The organism is Mycobacterium sp. 852002-51163_SCH5372311, assembly GCF_001667115.1.
Lineage (GTDB): Bacteria > Actinomycetota > Actinomycetes > Mycobacteriales > Mycobacteriaceae > Mycobacterium.
Genome location: NZ_LZIJ01000100.1, coordinates 22,233 through 37,401, shown reverse-complemented (window position 1 = coordinate 37,401; position 15,169 = coordinate 22,233). Strand labels below are relative to the sequence as shown.

General features: G+C 65.5%; 11 protein-coding genes and 1 pseudogene. 7 read left to right on the top strand and 5 right to left on the bottom strand.

The features are described from left to right. Positions 1–11 precede the first annotated feature (11 nt). The 3 genes from A5791_RS13320 (at position 12) to A5791_RS13310 (ending at position 5,338) form a co-directional block, all read left to right on the top strand. Positions 12–1,184, top strand: coding sequence for a Fic family protein (locus tag A5791_RS13320; protein WP_067236995.1), 1,173 nt, complete (start codon positions 12–14; stop codon positions 1,182–1,184). 64 nt (positions 1,185–1,248) lie between these two features. Continuing rightward, entirely contained in the window at positions 1,249–1,959 is a 711-nt protein-coding gene (locus A5791_RS13315) for a haloacid dehalogenase type II (protein ID WP_067237104.1), read from the top strand. An 85-nt stretch (positions 1,960–2,044) separates the two neighbouring features. Beyond that, positions 2,045–5,338, top strand: a complete 3,294-nt coding sequence (locus A5791_RS13310) for a LuxR C-terminal-related transcriptional regulator (RefSeq protein WP_082966897.1) — start codon at positions 2,045–2,047, stop codon at positions 5,336–5,338. Positions 5,339–5,403: 65 nt separating this feature from the next. On the opposite strand, the gene A5791_RS13305 is transcribed toward A5791_RS13310, so the two are convergent. From A5791_RS13305 to A5791_RS13295, 3 genes are all read right to left on the bottom strand, one after another. Further along, positions 5,404–6,768 carry a flavin monoamine oxidase family protein gene (locus tag A5791_RS13305; RefSeq protein ID WP_067236990.1) on the bottom strand — a complete coding sequence of 455 codons (1,365 nt, stop codon included), beginning with the start codon at positions 6,766–6,768 and terminating at the stop codon, positions 5,404–5,406. A gap of 100 nt (positions 6,769–6,868) precedes the next feature. After that, entirely contained in the window at positions 6,869–8,155 is a 1,287-nt protein-coding gene (locus A5791_RS13300) for a cytochrome P450 (RefSeq protein ID WP_067236987.1), read from the bottom strand. A gap of 93 nt (positions 8,156–8,248) precedes the next feature. After that, positions 8,249–8,590, bottom strand: coding sequence for an MmpS family transport accessory protein (locus A5791_RS13295; protein WP_067236983.1), 342 nt, complete (start codon positions 8,588–8,590; stop codon positions 8,249–8,251). Between the two features lie 115 nt (positions 8,591–8,705). Between A5791_RS13295 and A5791_RS13290 the strand changes: the two genes are divergently transcribed. Together A5791_RS13290 and A5791_RS13285 are read left to right on the top strand one after the other, a co-directional pair. Continuing rightward, on the top strand, positions 8,706–9,791 hold the full coding sequence (locus A5791_RS13290) for a dihydrodipicolinate reductase (protein ID WP_067236980.1): 1,086 nt from the start codon (positions 8,706–8,708) through the stop codon (positions 9,789–9,791). 14 nt (positions 9,792–9,805) lie between these two features. Continuing rightward, positions 9,806–10,873, top strand: a pseudogene (locus A5791_RS13285) (Hsp70 family protein); the annotation flags it as partial. A gap of 26 nt (positions 10,874–10,899) precedes the next feature. Here the strand turns inward: A5791_RS13285 and A5791_RS26775 are convergent. Then, the gene (locus A5791_RS26775) at positions 10,900–11,562 is read right to left on the bottom strand and encodes a hypothetical protein (RefSeq protein WP_231995893.1); all 663 of its coding nucleotides are present in this window, start codon (positions 11,560–11,562) and stop codon (positions 10,900–10,902) included. Between the two features lie 357 nt (positions 11,563–11,919). Next, on the bottom strand, positions 11,920–12,876 hold the full coding sequence (locus A5791_RS13275) for an SDR family oxidoreductase (protein WP_067236973.1): 957 nt from the start codon (positions 12,874–12,876) through the stop codon (positions 11,920–11,922). 85 nt (positions 12,877–12,961) lie between these two features. Between A5791_RS13275 and lnt the strand changes: the two genes are divergently transcribed. Together lnt and A5791_RS13265 are read left to right on the top strand one after the other, a co-directional pair. Continuing rightward, a complete protein-coding gene (gene lnt, locus A5791_RS13270; protein WP_082966896.1) occupies positions 12,962–14,470 on the top strand; it encodes an apolipoprotein N-acyltransferase in 1,509 nt (502 codons plus the stop codon). Further along, the gene (locus tag A5791_RS13265; protein ID WP_231995892.1) at positions 14,467–15,042 is read left to right on the top strand and encodes an SHOCT domain-containing protein; all 576 of its coding nucleotides are present in this window, start codon (positions 14,467–14,469) and stop codon (positions 15,040–15,042) included. Before lnt ends, A5791_RS13265 begins: the two co-directional genes overlap by 4 nt. Positions 15,043–15,169: the final 127 nt, after the last annotated feature.

The following is a 15,169-nucleotide window of genomic DNA, read 5'->3' as shown; positions in this document are numbered from 1 at the left end:
AGACTACGGCAGTGACTTCACTTCGCGCCATCACCTACGAAAACGTTCGTTGGGAACCAGAGGGGGCGCGGTACGTGAGCGCGGCGCTGCCGAAATACCGGACCTATCACCCCGCCGTGCCGGCCGAGATTGCCGACCTGGTCCTCGACTTGCCGCCCTCCGTGTTCACAGAAGCCGAGTCCGCCAGCCGCGAGATCACTCGGTTCGACGCCGAACTCGGAGGTGAAATCGCACCATTCGCTGCCGTGTTGCTGCGGTCAGAGTCAGCCGCCAGCTCGCAAATCGAGAACCTGACCGCATCAGCCCGCGCCATAGCCGAAGCCGAGCTGCCCGGTGGCAAGGCCAAGCGCAACGCTGAGATGATCGTCGCCAACACCGCTGCCATGCAAGCAGCGGTCGCCCTGTCCGACACTGTTGACGCCGACGCCATTCTGGCGATGCACCGCGCGTTAATGGCTAATGAGCCGCGCCATACGCCAGGCGAATTCCGTACCGAGCCAGTGTGGATCGGTGGCGGCTCCACCCCTATTGGCGCGACATTCGTCGGCCCGCGCCACGAGCTGCTGCCCGGCGCGATCCGCGACCTAATCGCCTTCGCGCAGCGCGACGACGTTCCGACACTGCCGCAGATCGCGGTCGCGCATGCACAGTTCGAGACCATTCACCCCTTCACCGACGGGAACGGACGCACGGGCCGCGCACTGGTGCAAGCCATGCTGCGCAACAGGGGCCTGACCCGCCAGGTGACGGTTCCGCTCTCGGCGGGGCTGTTGGCCGACACGAATGCATACTTCGCCGCGCTGACTACCTACCGCGACGGTGACGCCGCGCCGATTGTCGAGCGCTTCTCACGGGCCAGCGTCCTGGCTGTCGCGAACGGACGTCAGCTGATCGCCGATATTCGCGGTATCCGGGAGAACTGGAACGACGTGATCACCGCGCGGTCCGACTCGGCGGTGTGGAGGGTCGCTGATTTGTTGACTCACCGCCCGGTCGTCAACGCTGCGCTGCTTGCGCAGGAGTTGGGCATCGAATCCACCAACGCTCACCGCTACCTCAACCCGCTCACCGAGGCGGGAATTCTTGTCGAGACGACCAGTGGGCCCCGCAACCGAGTGTGGCGGTCTCCTGAAGTGCTCGCCGCGCTCGACGCGTTCGCCGAACGGGCCGGACGGCGGGGCTGACCGACCGTTTTGCTAACAGGGACGACGCGCGTCGAAACCCAATGCGTAAGCTAGAGTGGCACAAGTGGTTTCGGGGCACGCACTCAAGGCGTTGTTGTTCGACGTGCAAGGCACGGCAACGGACTTTCATTCGACCGTGTGCGGCGAAGCGGAGCGGATCAGCAACGGGCGGTGGCCGAACGTCAATTGGCCAGAGCTGGTACGGCGTTGGCGCGCAGAATATTTCGCCGCATTGGACTCTGCCACCGGCGACAAATGGGTCTCGGTGCACTCGATTTATCGCAACGCGCTGGACACGATACGCGAGGAGTACGGCATCACCGGACTTTCGGATGACGAACGAGGAGAGCTCACCTTGGCCTGGCAGCGCCTGAAGCCTTGGCCCGATGCGGTCCCCGGACTGACTCGTCTGAAATCGAAGTACACACTGGCGACCCTGTCGAACGCGGATGTTTCCGCGGTGGTCAACGTCTCCAAACGCGCGGGCTTGCCGTGGGACGCGATTTTCGCCGCCGAAATGGCCGGGGTCTTCAAGCCGGACCCCGCGATCTACCGGATGGCCGCGACCTATCTCGGTCTGAACCCTGCCGAGATCATGATGGTGGCGAGCCACAAGTACGACATTCGCGCCGCTGCCCGTCTCGGATTCCGTACGGGCTTCGTCGCACGACCGCTGGAGTTCGGCGCAGACGGCGCCGCCGACGTCGACTATTCCGACGAGTTCGACATCAACGCGTCCGATTTCCTCGACCTCGCCAACCAACTCGGGTGCTGAGCGCGTAGTCAAGGCCCGCGCGCGTCCGCCGCTATTAGCCATTTTGCTGATGTTCTGCGCCGCGTCTGACCGCATGCTGGCTAGCATGAGCACAACCGAGTGGAATGACGTTGGCGTGAACGAACTACCGACCGGAACGGTGACGTTGCTGCTGGCCGACGTCGAGGGCTCGACGCGGCTGTGGGAAACCCGGCCCGATGAAATGACGGCCGCCCTCGCGCGCTTGGACCAGGTGGTGTCTGAGGCGGTCGCCGCCCACGATGGTGTGCGCCCGGTCGAACAGGGCGAAGGCGACAGCTTCGTGATCGCGTTCGGCCGCGCCTCCGACGCCCTGGCTTGCGCGCTGGACCTGCAACGCGCGCCGCTGGCGCCGATCCGGCTGCGCATCGGGATGCACACCGGCGAGGTCCGGCTCCGTGATGAGGGCAACTACGTCGGCCCGACCATCAATCGCACGGCGCGGCTGCGCGATCTTGCGCACGGCGGGCAGACGGTGCTCTCCGGGACCACCGAGTCGCTCGTCGTCGACCAGCTTCCCGGCGGTGCGACCTTGATCGACCTCGGATCCCATCCGCTGCGCGATCTGCCGCGGCCCGAACGGGTGGTGCAGCTGTGTCACCCCGGCTTGCAAAACGACTTCCCGCCGTTGCGCACAGCCGGAACGGTTGTCGCCCACAACCTTCCGGCGCAATTGACGAGTTTCGTCGGGCGCCAGTCCGAGATGAGCAGCCTACGAGATGCCTTGGCCGCCAACCGTTTGGTGACGCTGACCGGCACCGGCGGAGTAGGCAAGACCCGCCTGGCAACCCAGGTAGCCGAAGCGGTGGCGCGGGAATTCGCCGCCGGAGTTTGGTACGTGGATCTGGCGCCGATCACGGTTCCCGAGGTGGTGGCCCTCACGGTATCCCGCGCGCTCGGGCTTCCCGATCAGCCCGGCCGCTCGACGATGGACACGCTGCTGCGGTTTGTTCGTGACCGCCAGATGTTGGTGGTGCTGGACAATTGCGAGCACCTCCTCGATGCCAGCGCCGAAGTGGTTACGGCGTTGCTCGGTGGCGCGTCGAACCTCAAAGTGCTCGCGACGAGTCGCGAACCGCTGCTGGTGGCCGGCGAGGCAACGTGGCAGGTGCCGTCGCTGTCCGTCGGCGACGAGGCCGTCGAATTGTTCACCGACCGCGCTCGCCTGGCCCAGGCCGACTTCACCATGACCGACGACACGGTCGCCACCGTGACGGAAATCTGCCGCCGCCTGGACGGAATGCCGCTTGCCATCGAACTTGCCGCCGCGCGGGTGCGCGCGTTGTCCTTGACCGACATCGTTGACAGCCTGCATGACCGATTTCGCCTGCTGACCGGTGGTTCGCGCACTGCGGTTCGCCGCCAGCAGACGTTACGCGCTTCGGTCGACTGGTCGCACGCTCTGCTGACCGACACCGAACGAATCTTGTTCCGCCGACTGGCCGTGTTTCTCGGCGGATTCGACCTCGACGCAGCGCGGGCGGTCGCCGGCGCCGATGGCGTGGAGCGCTACCAGGTCCTCGACCAGCTGAGCCTGATCGTCGACAAGTCACTGGTGGTCGCCGAAAAGACCAGCGGCTCAACCAGGTACCGGTTGCTCGAAACGGTGCGCCAGTATGCGCAGGAAAAACTCGGTGAGTCCGGCGAAGCCGACGCCATGCGGTCGCGTCATCGGGATTACTACACCTCGATGGCGGCCGTGCTCGACGCTCCGGCTCGCAGCGACTATGAGCAGCGCGTCGAACAGGCCGAAATCGAGATGGACAATCTCCGAAGCGCATTCGGATGGAGCATGGAAAATGCCGACACCGAGCAAGCATTGGCGCTTGCTTCGTCGCTGCAACCGCTGTGGACCAGCAGGGGCCGCCTTCGAGAGGGCCGCGCCTGGTTCGACACTGTATTCGCTGACGCCCGTAGCGACATAGCCAAAGTTGCCGCGGCAGTGCGTGTCCGAGCACTGGTCGACAAAGCGCTGCTGGACTGTTGGTCCGGTACCACGGCGAGCCTGGATCAAGCCGAAGAGGCCGTGGCGATGGCGCGCGAAGTCGACGACCCGGCGTTGTTGGCACGGGCACTCGCCGCTTACAGTTGGTCCACGGGATATGGACACGGGCCCGAGGTCGCGCAGCCGTTCTTCGCCGAGGCCATTGATCTGACCCGGACGCTGGGAGACTCCTGGCGGTTGAGCCAAATCCTTTCCTATCAGGCGTTTGTGGCTATCGTCGGCGGTGATCCGGTCGCGGCGCGCGCTGCCGCCGAAGAAGGTTGCGCATTGACCGACGCCATTGGTGATCGCGTCTACTCACGGCAGTGTCATCAGGCTCTGGCGTTTGCGCTGCTGATGCAGGGCGCATTGACCGACGCCGTAGCGGAATTCAGCGCACTCTCGGCAGCCGCTGAGGCGGCGAACGAGGATTTGTTCAAGCCGGGTACCTTCCAGGGCCTTGGTCTTGCACTCTCATATCAAGGGCAGGTCGTTGCGGCGCGCACAGCGGCCCAAGCGGGTATCCAAGCCGCGGCCGATCTCGGCGAATTTCTGCCGGGGATGGGCTACACGGCGTTGGCCAACGCCGAATTGGCCGCGGGTGATGTCGCGGCGGCGTACGAAGCGAGCGAGACCGCTCGTCGCTGCCTGAGCCACCAGCCATACGCAGCAACATCACACACGGCTCACGTCCTCACCAAAGTTGCGCTGGCAATGGGTGATTCGGATGCAGCCCGCCGCTACGCCGATGAGGCCATCGCGGCAACCAAGGGCTGGCACCTAGCGGTGGCATTGACGACACGCGCGCGGGTCTCGATCGCGGAGGGTCGTCGGGAAGACGCCGAACGCGACGCCTACGATGCGCTCGCCACCGCTGCAACCGGCCAGATATACGTGACGTTGCCCGACATCTTCGAGGTGATTGCCGCGTTACGCGCCGATGCCGGCAGCCATCAGCATGCCGCACGGATTCTTGGCGCGGCAAAGGCATTGCGCGACCGCATGGGCGCGGTGCGGTTCAAAATCTACGACGCCGACCACGACGCGTGCGTACGACTGCTGCGAGAGGCAATGGGGGAGAGCGAGTTTGACGCTGCCTGGTCGGAGGGCGCTACATTGTCCACCGAAGACGCGATCACCTATACCCAGCGTGGTCGCGGCGAACGTAACCGCCCGGCCAGCGGTTGGGCATCGCTGACGCCAGCGGAGAACGACGTCGTGCGGCTGGTCTGTGAAGGCCTGGGCAACAAGGACATTGCGACGCGGTTGTTCGTATCGCCACGGACAGTGCAAGCACACCTGACCCACGTTTACACCAAACTCGGCATCGCTTCCCGCGTGCAACTGGTTCAAGAGGCAGCGCGGCAAAGCGGCTAGTCGCCGAGCAGACGCAAAAGCACCCGACACGCCGGGCATACGGGTGCTTTTGCGTCTGCTCGGCCTCAGAAAGCCGGCACCGCTTCGTCGGCCATCACTTCGCTGGCCGCCCGTTCGCCGGAGCGAATCGCGCCGTCGATCCAGCCGCACATCTTCGCCGAACTCTCGGTGCCGGCCCAGTGAATCCGGCCGCAGGGTTCGCGCAGCGCATGCCCGAACTCGGTGAGCACACCGGGCGGAGCGTGGCTGAGCATCCCGCCGCCGGAGTAGGGTTCGCGGCTCCAGTTCTGTTCCACATACTCCACGGGCTTGCCGGCCTTGGCGCCGAATCGGTGGACGAGCGTGTCGAGAACCTTTTGGCGGCGCTCGGTTTCGTCGAGGCGGTCGTATTCGCGCGCGGTCGGCCCCTCGCTGACCACGCACAAGATGCCCGGCGCGCCGGTGTCGGTGCAGGCGTCGATCGTCACCGGAGCCGGGGTGCCCGGCGCCGCGGACTGGCCGCACAATCCGTCGGCGCGCCAGAACGGTTCGTCGTAGACGATCGAAATCTTGACGATGGCGCCACTCGGCATCCGCTGATGCAGGAACGCTCGATCGGTGGGAAGCATTGGCTCGTAGACGATTTGGCTGGCGATCGCCAGCGGCACCGCGACGACCGCATGCTGCGCGCGGATGCCGTCGCGTTCGGACCGCACGGTCACCCCGTCCGCGTCCTGCGTGATGGACCGCACCGGTTGCGAGAGCTGGATCGCGTCGCCCAGTTCGGCGGCCATCGGCCGGTAGATCGCACCCATTCCGCCGACCACCCGGGCGTCCTGCGATGCGCCCTTGCCGCCCAGTACGAACCCGGGTCCGCCGCCCGATGCCATCTGATACAGCACGAACAACATCGACACCTCGGAGGCCGCCGACGTGTAGCAGCCGCTGACCGCGGTATCCAGCAGGTCGTGGGCCGCCTTGGACATGACGTTCTTGTCCAGCCACTGGGCCAGGGTCATGCGATCCCACTTGGCGGCGTTTTTGGCCTCCCACGGCGCGTCGAGCGGGATCGATTTGCACAGCTGGCTGATTCCGAAGAAACCCGCGCCGAGGTTCAGCGACGCCCATGGGCTCATGCTCCACGGGATCGTGCCGCGATAGCGGTATTGCTTGCCCTCAACGACCATCATGGCTTCGCCGTCGGTGTACTGCTTGAAAGCCGACACACCGAATTCGTTCATCAGCGCATAGATGCGGTCCTGCGTCGGGCCGACCCATGCGCCGCCCTTGTCGATCCACGACCCGTCGTCGCGGCTCACGGTGAAGGTCCGGCCGCCAACGCGGTCGCGGGCTTCCAGCAGAGCCACCGAACGGCCGGCCTGCTTGAGGCGAAGCGCCGCAGTCAGACCCGCAAAACCCCCGCCGATCACGCAGACGTCGACGTCGGCCATGGTGATAAGGCCTACCGGTATACCGCTGAGCAGTCAATGCCGAGCAGACGCAGAATCGCACGTCGACGGCGTTCTGCGTGCGATTCTGCGTCTGCTCGGCCTATTTAGGTGACCAAGTGACCGGCAGGGTCTTGATGCCGTGAATGAATTGCGACAGCAGCCGTGACGGCTCTGCGGTCGCGGCGATGTCGGGGATCTGCCGATGCAGCTCATCGAACATCACCCGGATCTCGCGGCGGGCCAGGTTGGCGCCCAGACAGAAATGGGCACCGCCGCCGCCGAAACCGACATGCGGGTTCGGATTGCGCGCCACGTCGAACGTCCAGGGATCGGCGAACTTCGACTCGTCGCGGTTGGCCGAGTTGTACCACAGCGAAACCTTTTCTCCGGCAGCCATTTTGACGCCGCGCAGCTCGACATCCCGAGTCAGGGTGCGCCGCATGTAGATCACCGGCGAGGCCCATCGCACGATCTCCTCGACCGCAGTCGGCGCCAGAGCATCGAAGTTCGACCACCACTTCTCGCGCTGCTCGGGATAGCGGGTCAGTGCCAGCACTCCGTGGCTGATCGCGTTGCGCGTCGTCTCGTTACCGGCCACCACCAGCAGGATGAAGAACGACGCGATCTCCGAGGAGGTCAGTCGCTCGCCGTCGACCTCGGCCTCCACCAGGCTCGACGTCAGATCGTCGTGATGGTTGGCCCGCCGGTCCTCGGCCAGTGCGGTGGCGTAGGCACCGATGTCCATCGAAATCTTGATGAACTCCTCGGGATCGCTGGTCAGATCAGGGTCGCCGACGCCCAAAATCTCGTTGGTCCAGTGGAACACCCGCTGATGGTCCTCCTCGGGGATGCCCATCATGTCGCAGATGATCTGCAGCGGTAGCGGTCCGGCGAGTTCGCTGACCAGATCGGCTTGTCCGTCAGGGTGATTGGCGATGATCGAGGTGACCAGCCGGCGGGCCCGTTCGCGCACCGACGCCTCGATGCGGGCCACCACCTTCGGGGTGAACGCCCTGCTGACGATCGAGCGCAGCCGCTGATGTCGCGGATCGTCGAGCACGATCATCGAGCCGAAGTACTCGGCCACCTCAGGGTTTTGATCGTTGATGGTGATGCCGGGGTTGGAGCTGAAGACGTCCGGATGACGGCTGGCGTAGAAGACGTCGTCGAGCTTGGTCAGGGCCCAATGCCCCTCGCCTGCCGGGAATCCGGCCAGCTCGATCGCGGGCCAGAACGAAATCGGCGCCTCGCGGCGCAGGGTCGCGAAGGCGCCGTCGCGGATGTCGTCGTCGAGTTCCCAGAAGTCGAGCGAGCCGAGATCGATGTCGGCAAGCGGAATCTCCGGTGGCGCGGCTCCGTTTACCCGGCTCGCAATACCGCTCGTCACGTCGAACCTCCTAGTCCCTCACGCCGTCCCTGACGGCGAGCAGCCCCGAAAGCCGTCGCACGCAAAGCGCCTCGCGACTGTTCGGCAGAGAACTCATTGCGAGCAGACGGTGTGAGCCGGCGTCCCCGTGGCCGTGGCCTCCTTGGTCACGTTGCCGTCGACGATGATTCGGCAGGTGACAGTGCCTTGCGCCTGAGCGCTGAGCACGAACACCTGGCCCCCGAAGGAAGTGAAGTTCGCCGACCACGGCAGCCGCGCGTTCACGGCCCGCTGCTGACCGGTGTCGGTTTGGTAGTTGATCAGCTCGGCGACGCCGGCGCTGCCGCTGACTTCGTAGCGGACTTCCGGGAAGTCGCCGGCGTGTGCCACGCCGCAAGTGGCCGCGAATCCGATGCCGACAGCGAACAGGGCCGAGGCGCCGCGAAGATGCTTCATGGTTTCCCATGCTGTCAAAACCCACGACCACAAGCGAGCTTTTTCTGTCAGTCGCTCGACATGCTTAAGGTGAAGCGGGCTGAAGCGGGACTGGCGATCCGAAAGGTGGCGGCGTATGTCGGTACACGACAAGAAACGGGTGGTGATCTGGGGCACCGGCTTCGTCGGCAAGATGGTGATCGCCGAAATCGTCAAGCACCCGATGTTCGAGTTGGTCGGTGTCGGCGTCAGCAACCCGGACAAAGTCGGCCGCGACGTCGCCGACATCTGCGGACTGGCCGAACCGGTCGGCGTTGTCGCTACCGATGACGCCGACGCCCTGATCGCGCTGAAACCCGACGCGCTGGTGCACTACGGCCCGACGGCGATGAAAGCCAAGGAAAACATTTCGCTGATCACCCGTTTCCTGCGGGCCGGCATCGACGTGTGCTCGACCGCGATGACGCCGTGGGTGTGGCCGACGATGCACCTGAATCCACCGCAGTGGATCGAGCCCATCACCCAAGCCTGCGAGCTGGGCGAGTCGTCGTGCTTCACCACCGGCATCGACCCGGGCTTCGCCAACGACCTGTTCCCGATGACCCTGATGGGCCTATGTTCCGAAGTACGGCGAGTGCGCGCGTCGGAGCTGCTGGACTACACCAACTACGAAGGCGACTACGAAGTCGAGATGGGCATCGGCCGCGAGCCCGAATACAGTCCGATGCTGCAAAACCGCGATGTGCTCATCTTTGCGTGGGGCGCCACCGTCCCGATGATCGCCCACGCCGCCGGAATCATGCTCGACGAAATCACCACCACCTGGGACAAGTGGGTGACACCCACCGAGCGCAGCACGGCCAAAGGCGTCATCAAGGCCGGCCACGTCGCGGCCGTGCGATTCACCATCAACGGCGTCTACCAGGGCGAGACCCGCATACAGCTGGAACATGTCAACCGCATCGGGCTCGACGCCGCACCCGACTGGCCGACCGGTCACGACAACGACGTCTACCGCGTGGATATCGAGGGGACGCCCAGCATCTTCCAGGAGACCGCGTTCCGGTTCACCGACGGCTCGGGCCGCGACGCGGCCGCGGCGGGCTGCCTGGCCACCGGGATGCGGGCGCTGAACGCGGTCCCGGCGGTCAACGATCTTTCGCCGGGCTGGGTCACCGCGCTGGACCTACCGCTGATCCCCGGCGCCGGAACAATACGCTGACCAGGGCATTGGAGATGGCCGAACTAGCGACACCGACGCTGGGCCTGTCAATCGGTGCCACCAACCTGGCTGCGGTGACACCCGATCACGCGATCACCCGCAGACCGGTTTTGACGCTGTATCGTCAGCGTCCACCCGAGGTCGGTGTGCCGTCGGAGAACCCGAGGCTGGACGAGTCCGGCCTGGTGATCAGCGACTTCGTGCACCGCGTGGGTGACGCGGCAGGCATCGTGGCGGCGGACGGTTCGGCACATCGCAGTGAGGCCTTGGTTGCCGACGGGCTCCGGGCGCTCGCCTACGCGGCAACAGGCGGGCGGCCCCTGCCGGAGCGTGTCGCGGTGACCTATCCCGCACATTGGGGACCCAAGGCGGTGGATGCGCTGGGCTCGGCGCTGAGCCGGGTGTCCGAATGGTCCAATCGCACGCAGCCGTTGACCCTGATCCCGGACGCCGCGGCGACGCTGTTCGCCGTGCGGGCCAGCCCGGGCATACCTGACGACGGCATCGTCGCGGTCTGCGATTTCGGCGGCAGCGGCACCAGCATCACGCTGGTCGACGCCTCCGCCGAGTATCAGCCCGTCGCCCCGACCGTGCGGCACCACGACTTCTCCGGCCGCCTGGTCGATCAGGCGCTGCTGACTGCGGTCCTGGACAACATGCCGAGCGCGGACTCGTTCGTTCGGGGCGCTAGCTCGGTGGTCGGCTCGCTGAGCCGCCTACGGGCCGGCTGTCGAATCGCCAAGGAACAGCTTTCGTCGAGCACGGTGACCACGCTGTCCGAGGAGTCGGACCTGCGCAGCGATATCCGGCTCACTCGCGGCGAACTCGACGACGCCATCCGCGGTCCGTTAGACAATTTCATTGCGGTGCTAGTGGACACGTTGTCGCGCAACGCAATTCACGACTCGGATCTAGTCGCGGTAATTTCGGTGGGCGGAACGGCGCAGATACCCGCAGTGACCACGGCGCTGTCGGCGCGGCTGCAGATCCCCGTAGTCACGACGCCGCGTCCGCAGCTGACAGCCGCCGTCGGCGGCGCGCTACGGACGGCACGTGGTCCGGAGGATGCCCGCGAAACGGTATCCGGGGCGAGCCCGGACCGCTGAACCTATCGGGTTACCGATTTCTCTTCCTGTTCGGCTTCGGCAAGTTCTTCCTCGCTCTTGCCTTCGTCTTGCTTGGCCTGTTCGATGACTTTCTCGTTGAATTCTTTGTCTTTTTCTATCTGCTCTTCCATGGAGAGCCCGTCATCGGACTCTTCGTCGGATGACTGCTCCTCGTCGGATGACCGCGTCTCGTCGGACGACCGCTCCTCGTGGGATGACCGCTGGTCGTCGGGTGTCTCGGACTCGGCCTTGGGCTCGCCGCCTTCTCCTGAGGACTTACTACCTTCTGACTCGGCCTTGGCCGCGGGGGCATCGTCATCGCCCATGGCACTCGGGTTTCCCTCGTCGTCGAGCCAGTCGTTGACTGCCGTGCCTGAAACCGCCCCGCCTGTGCCCGGCAGCACCAGCGTCGGCCGGGGTTCGTAAGCCGTCATCATCTTGGCGGCTTCTTCTTTGTCATCTTCGTCCGGCTCTGGCTTCTCGGTCAGGTTTTCGGAATCGCCCGAACCCTCTTGCTTGTCAGACGAATCCTCTTGATCCGAAGGATCCTCTTGGTTCCTTGAATCCTTTTCGTCCTTTGGCGCCTCTCGGTCGGCCGGAGATTCGTCAGACGCAGGCTCTTGGTTTTCGGCCGAGTCCGCCGGCACGTTTTCCTGGGTTGTCATGCGTTGCCCCCTTTTGGAGTTATGGTTGGCGACCACCCTTCGGTCAGGGTTACCCGCTGTAGCGCGGTATCGAAACGCTGAGTATTCCCGTATACCCAGCACAATTAACGCGCGCGGAATGCGGCCCGCTCGCCAGCCAGCGCGCAGTGGCGGCGGTGAGCTACATGAATTCATTCCTGTGGGGGGTCGTTGACATCGTCGTGAAGCCCGGCCCTTGGCCGCAGAGCGAGCGGACGGCGGGTGCGCCGCCCACTGCTCGCCGAAACCCTCTGCGTCGCCGTCTGATTGGAACCCGACCCTTATCTTCGAAGGGATCGTTGTGCGCCCCAACCTATTTGGGTGAAGCCCGCGAAAACGTCAGTCGGGCTTGGGGTAGCTGACGCCGGTGAGCTCCTCGGAGATATCCCACAGTCGTCGGCAGTCGTCCTCGTTGCGGGCGCGTTTGGGAACGTGGGCCAGTTTCACCCCGCCACCCGCGAGCTCGTAGACGCCACGGGGGCCGTAGAACGCGCCGCCCTCGGCATGCGGAGTCGCGGCCGCATACAGCGCGGGCAGGATTCCCTCCTCGATCTCCTGCCAGAGGAAAGGCGTGAACTTCCACGACGTCTTGTACAAACGCTCCATCAGCGCGGGCTTGTCTCTGCCGTGCGAAGGTCCGCTGATCTGCAGGTTGGTCTTGGTCAAGCCGGGGTGTGCCGCGCTGGAGACGATGCCCCAGCCAGCCGCACGACTGCGCTTGTCCAGCTCGATGGCGAACATCAACACCGCCAGCTTCGACTGGCCATAAGCGGCCATCGCGGCGTAGGACTTCTCGAACTGCAGGTCGTCGAAGTGGATCTTGCCGCTTTGCCGCGCCGCGAGACTGCTCAGCGAGACAACCCGCGCGCCCTCGGCCGCGCGTAACAGTGGCAGCACGTGTCCGGTCAGTGCGAAGTGGCCGAGATGGTTACTGCCGAACTGCAATTCGAATCCGTCCGCGGTCGTGTCGCGGTCCGGCGGCGTCATGACGCCGGCGTTGTTGATCAGGATGTCGATCGGGCGACCCTCGGAATTGAGCTGTTCGCCCAATGCGGCCACCGATGCCAGCGACGACAGGTCGAGCGCCTTGATGGTCAGCTTCGCGTCCGGAACCGTCGCGTGGATTTTCTCGATCGCCTCCTCACCCTTGGCGCGATTGCGGATCGCCATGACCACGTCGGCTCCGGCCGCGGACAGCCGTCGGGCCAGGCCGAACCCCAGACCGCTGTTGGCTCCGGTGATGACTGCCAGCTTTCCGGTCAGATCGGGCACCGTGGCGACGAGATCGTTGGCCATGCGTATCACTCTCCTTTCCGGTGGGTCGCGTCCCAGTCTGCTCTTTCCGTCGCCGTTCGCGAACCGGAGCGGCATTCTGGTCGGCATGGGCCTACGTCGGGAGGCACTTGCGCAGCGCTTCCCCGGTTGGGCGGCGGCGCTGGTCTTCGGGACGATACCCGCGTTCGCGTTTCCGGCGCCGTCGTGCTGGTGGCTGGCGTGGGTCGGTTTGGTGCCGCTGCTGTTGGTGGTCCGTGCTGCGCCGTCGCCGTGGGCGGGTGCCGTGCGGGCCTGGCTGGGTATGAGCGCATTCGTGCTCACCACGCAATACTGGCTGGCCAACAGCATCGGGCCGGCGCTCGCGTTGGTGGCCTTCGGGCTCGGCGCGCTGTGGCTGCCGTGGGGGTGGGTCGTCCGCCGGTTGCTGTCGTCGCTTGTCATCAGCCGCACCGTTGCCGCCGTGGTGGTGGTGCCCAGCGCGTGGGTCGCGGCCGAAGCCGTGCGATCCCTCCCGTGGCTGGGCGGCCCGTGGGCACCCTTGGGTGCGTCGCAGTGGAACCAGCCCGTGATGCTGGCGTCGGCTTCCCTGGGCGGGGTGTGGCTGACGAGTTTTCTTCTGGTTGCGGCCAATACCGCGATCGTCGGCGCGATTCTGCACCGGCAGCGGGCAGGTTGGCTGGTGATGGTGGCGTGTGCCGTGACGTGCGCGGCGCTCGGCCCGGCTTGGTACCAGCTTGGGCCGGCGCCGGCCGGCGCTGCTGCGGTGCGTGTGGCCTTGGTGCAAACCGGCGATATTGCTGACGCCGTAGCGCGTGAGGCGGCCAGCGAGGCGCTCACCGCGGCGTTGGCCGGCCAACGGCCGGACTTGGTGGTCTGGGGTGAAAGCAGTGTCGGACAAGACCTCACCAGCCACCCGGAGGTGCTGGACCGCCTCACGGAGCTGTCGCGGCGGGTGGGGGCGGATCTGTTGGTCAACGTCGATGCGCCGGCGCCCGGCGGTGGCATCTTCAAGTCGGCGGTGCTGATCGGCGAACACGGATCGTTGGGCAGCTACCGCAAGACCCGGTTGGTGCCCTTCGGCGAATATGTGCCCCTGCGAACGCTTTTCGGCTGGATCACCCGCCACTCCAAGGCTGCCGCCGCCGACCGGCAACGGGGTTCGGGGCCGGTGGTTTTCGATGCCGGCAGGCTGGCCATCGGCCCGTTGATCAGTTACGAGATCACCTTTCCCGATCTGACCCGGCGCGAGGCGAAGCTCGGTGCCCGGCTGTTGGTGTATCAGAGTTCGACCTCGTCATTCCAGGGGAGTTGGGCACAGCCACAGCTAGCCGGCCAGCCCGCAGTGCGTGCCGTCGAAGTGGGCCGCCCCGCCGTTCACGTGGGACTGTCCGGGGACAGCTCGGTCTTCGACGCCCGGGGCCGGCGGCTCGCCTGGTGTCCGTCGGACTTCCGCGGTGTCGTCGTCGTGAACGTTCCGCTGGGGTCGAATGCCACGCTGTACCAACGGCTCGGTGACTGGGTTCTGGTGACGGCGTTTGCGGTTCTGGGTGGCGCTTTCTGCCTTGCCGTACTCGGTCGTCACCGCAGCCTGGCACATGACACACTGCCTGGATGAGCAGCAGACGGCTCGCCAAGTTTTCGCTAGCCGCCGCCATCGTGATCCTGGTGGTGTCGGTCGCCGGATTCATCACCACGTTGATCCTTAACGCATTCTTTCTGGACAAGTACGACGCCTACGGCGAAGTGCCGATCCCGGGCTCGGGCAGTGTGCACCTGCCTGCCGGTGAGGTGACCGCCAGCCTGCACACGGTGGTGATCGGCGGAACCAACGGCGGCGGTCTGCCGGTGCCCCCGCTAGGTGTGACGATCATTCCGCCGGAAGGTGTGGCGCAGCCCGTCATCACCGAAAGCATCGGTAGCACAACGACTGTCAACAACGATGCGCACGTGCGGGTTTGGCTGGTTCATGTTCCGGCCGAGGGCACCTACAACGTCACGACCGACGGCCAGGTCAACGGCTACATCAGCCCGCGGCTGTCTTTCGGCCATCAGAGCTCGTATGGCTATCTGGTGTGGGTTTTCGTCGGATTGTTCGTGGTGGGCCTGGCCGATCTGGCGTTTTCGGTGATGTGGCTGGGGCGCAGCAGGCGCACCGTGAGGTCGGCGGTGATGGCTACGCAGCTCTGACCGCGCAGCTCTGACCGCGAAGCTCTGACCGCGAGCTCTGACCGCGAGCGTGCGTGTTTGTACGACGACACGCCGATAACAGCCGGCATTTTGCGCACCCTCGCGGGGCTGGTTGCCGACGCGCGGT

What these genes read in the sequence shown, in the direction of transcription:
- A5791_RS13265 (WP_231995892.1), top strand. Translation starts at nt 14,467, where the DNA reads ATGAGCAGCAGACGGCTCGCCAAGTTTTCGCTAGCCGCCGCCATCGTG.
- lnt (WP_082966896.1), top strand. Translation starts at nt 12,962, where the DNA reads ATGGGCCTACGTCGGGAGGCACTTGCGCAGCGCTTCCCCGGTTGGGCG.
- A5791_RS13305 (WP_067236990.1), bottom strand. Translation starts at nt 6,768, where the DNA reads ATGGCCGACGTCGACGTCTGCGTGATCGGCGGGGGTTTTGCGGGTCTG.
- A5791_RS13290 (WP_067236980.1), top strand. Translation starts at nt 8,706, where the DNA reads ATGTCGGTACACGACAAGAAACGGGTGGTGATCTGGGGCACCGGCTTC.
- A5791_RS26775 (WP_231995893.1), bottom strand. Translation starts at nt 11,562, where the DNA reads ATGACAACCCAGGAAAACGTGCCGGCGGACTCGGCCGAAAACCAAGAG.
- A5791_RS13295 (WP_067236983.1), bottom strand. Translation starts at nt 8,590, where the DNA reads ATGAAGCATCTTCGCGGCGCCTCGGCCCTGTTCGCTGTCGGCATCGGA.
- A5791_RS13275 (WP_067236973.1), bottom strand. Translation starts at nt 12,876, where the DNA reads ATGGCCAACGATCTCGTCGCCACGGTGCCCGATCTGACCGGAAAGCTG.
- A5791_RS13310 (WP_082966897.1), top strand. Translation starts at nt 2,045, where the DNA reads ATGAGCACAACCGAGTGGAATGACGTTGGCGTGAACGAACTACCGACC.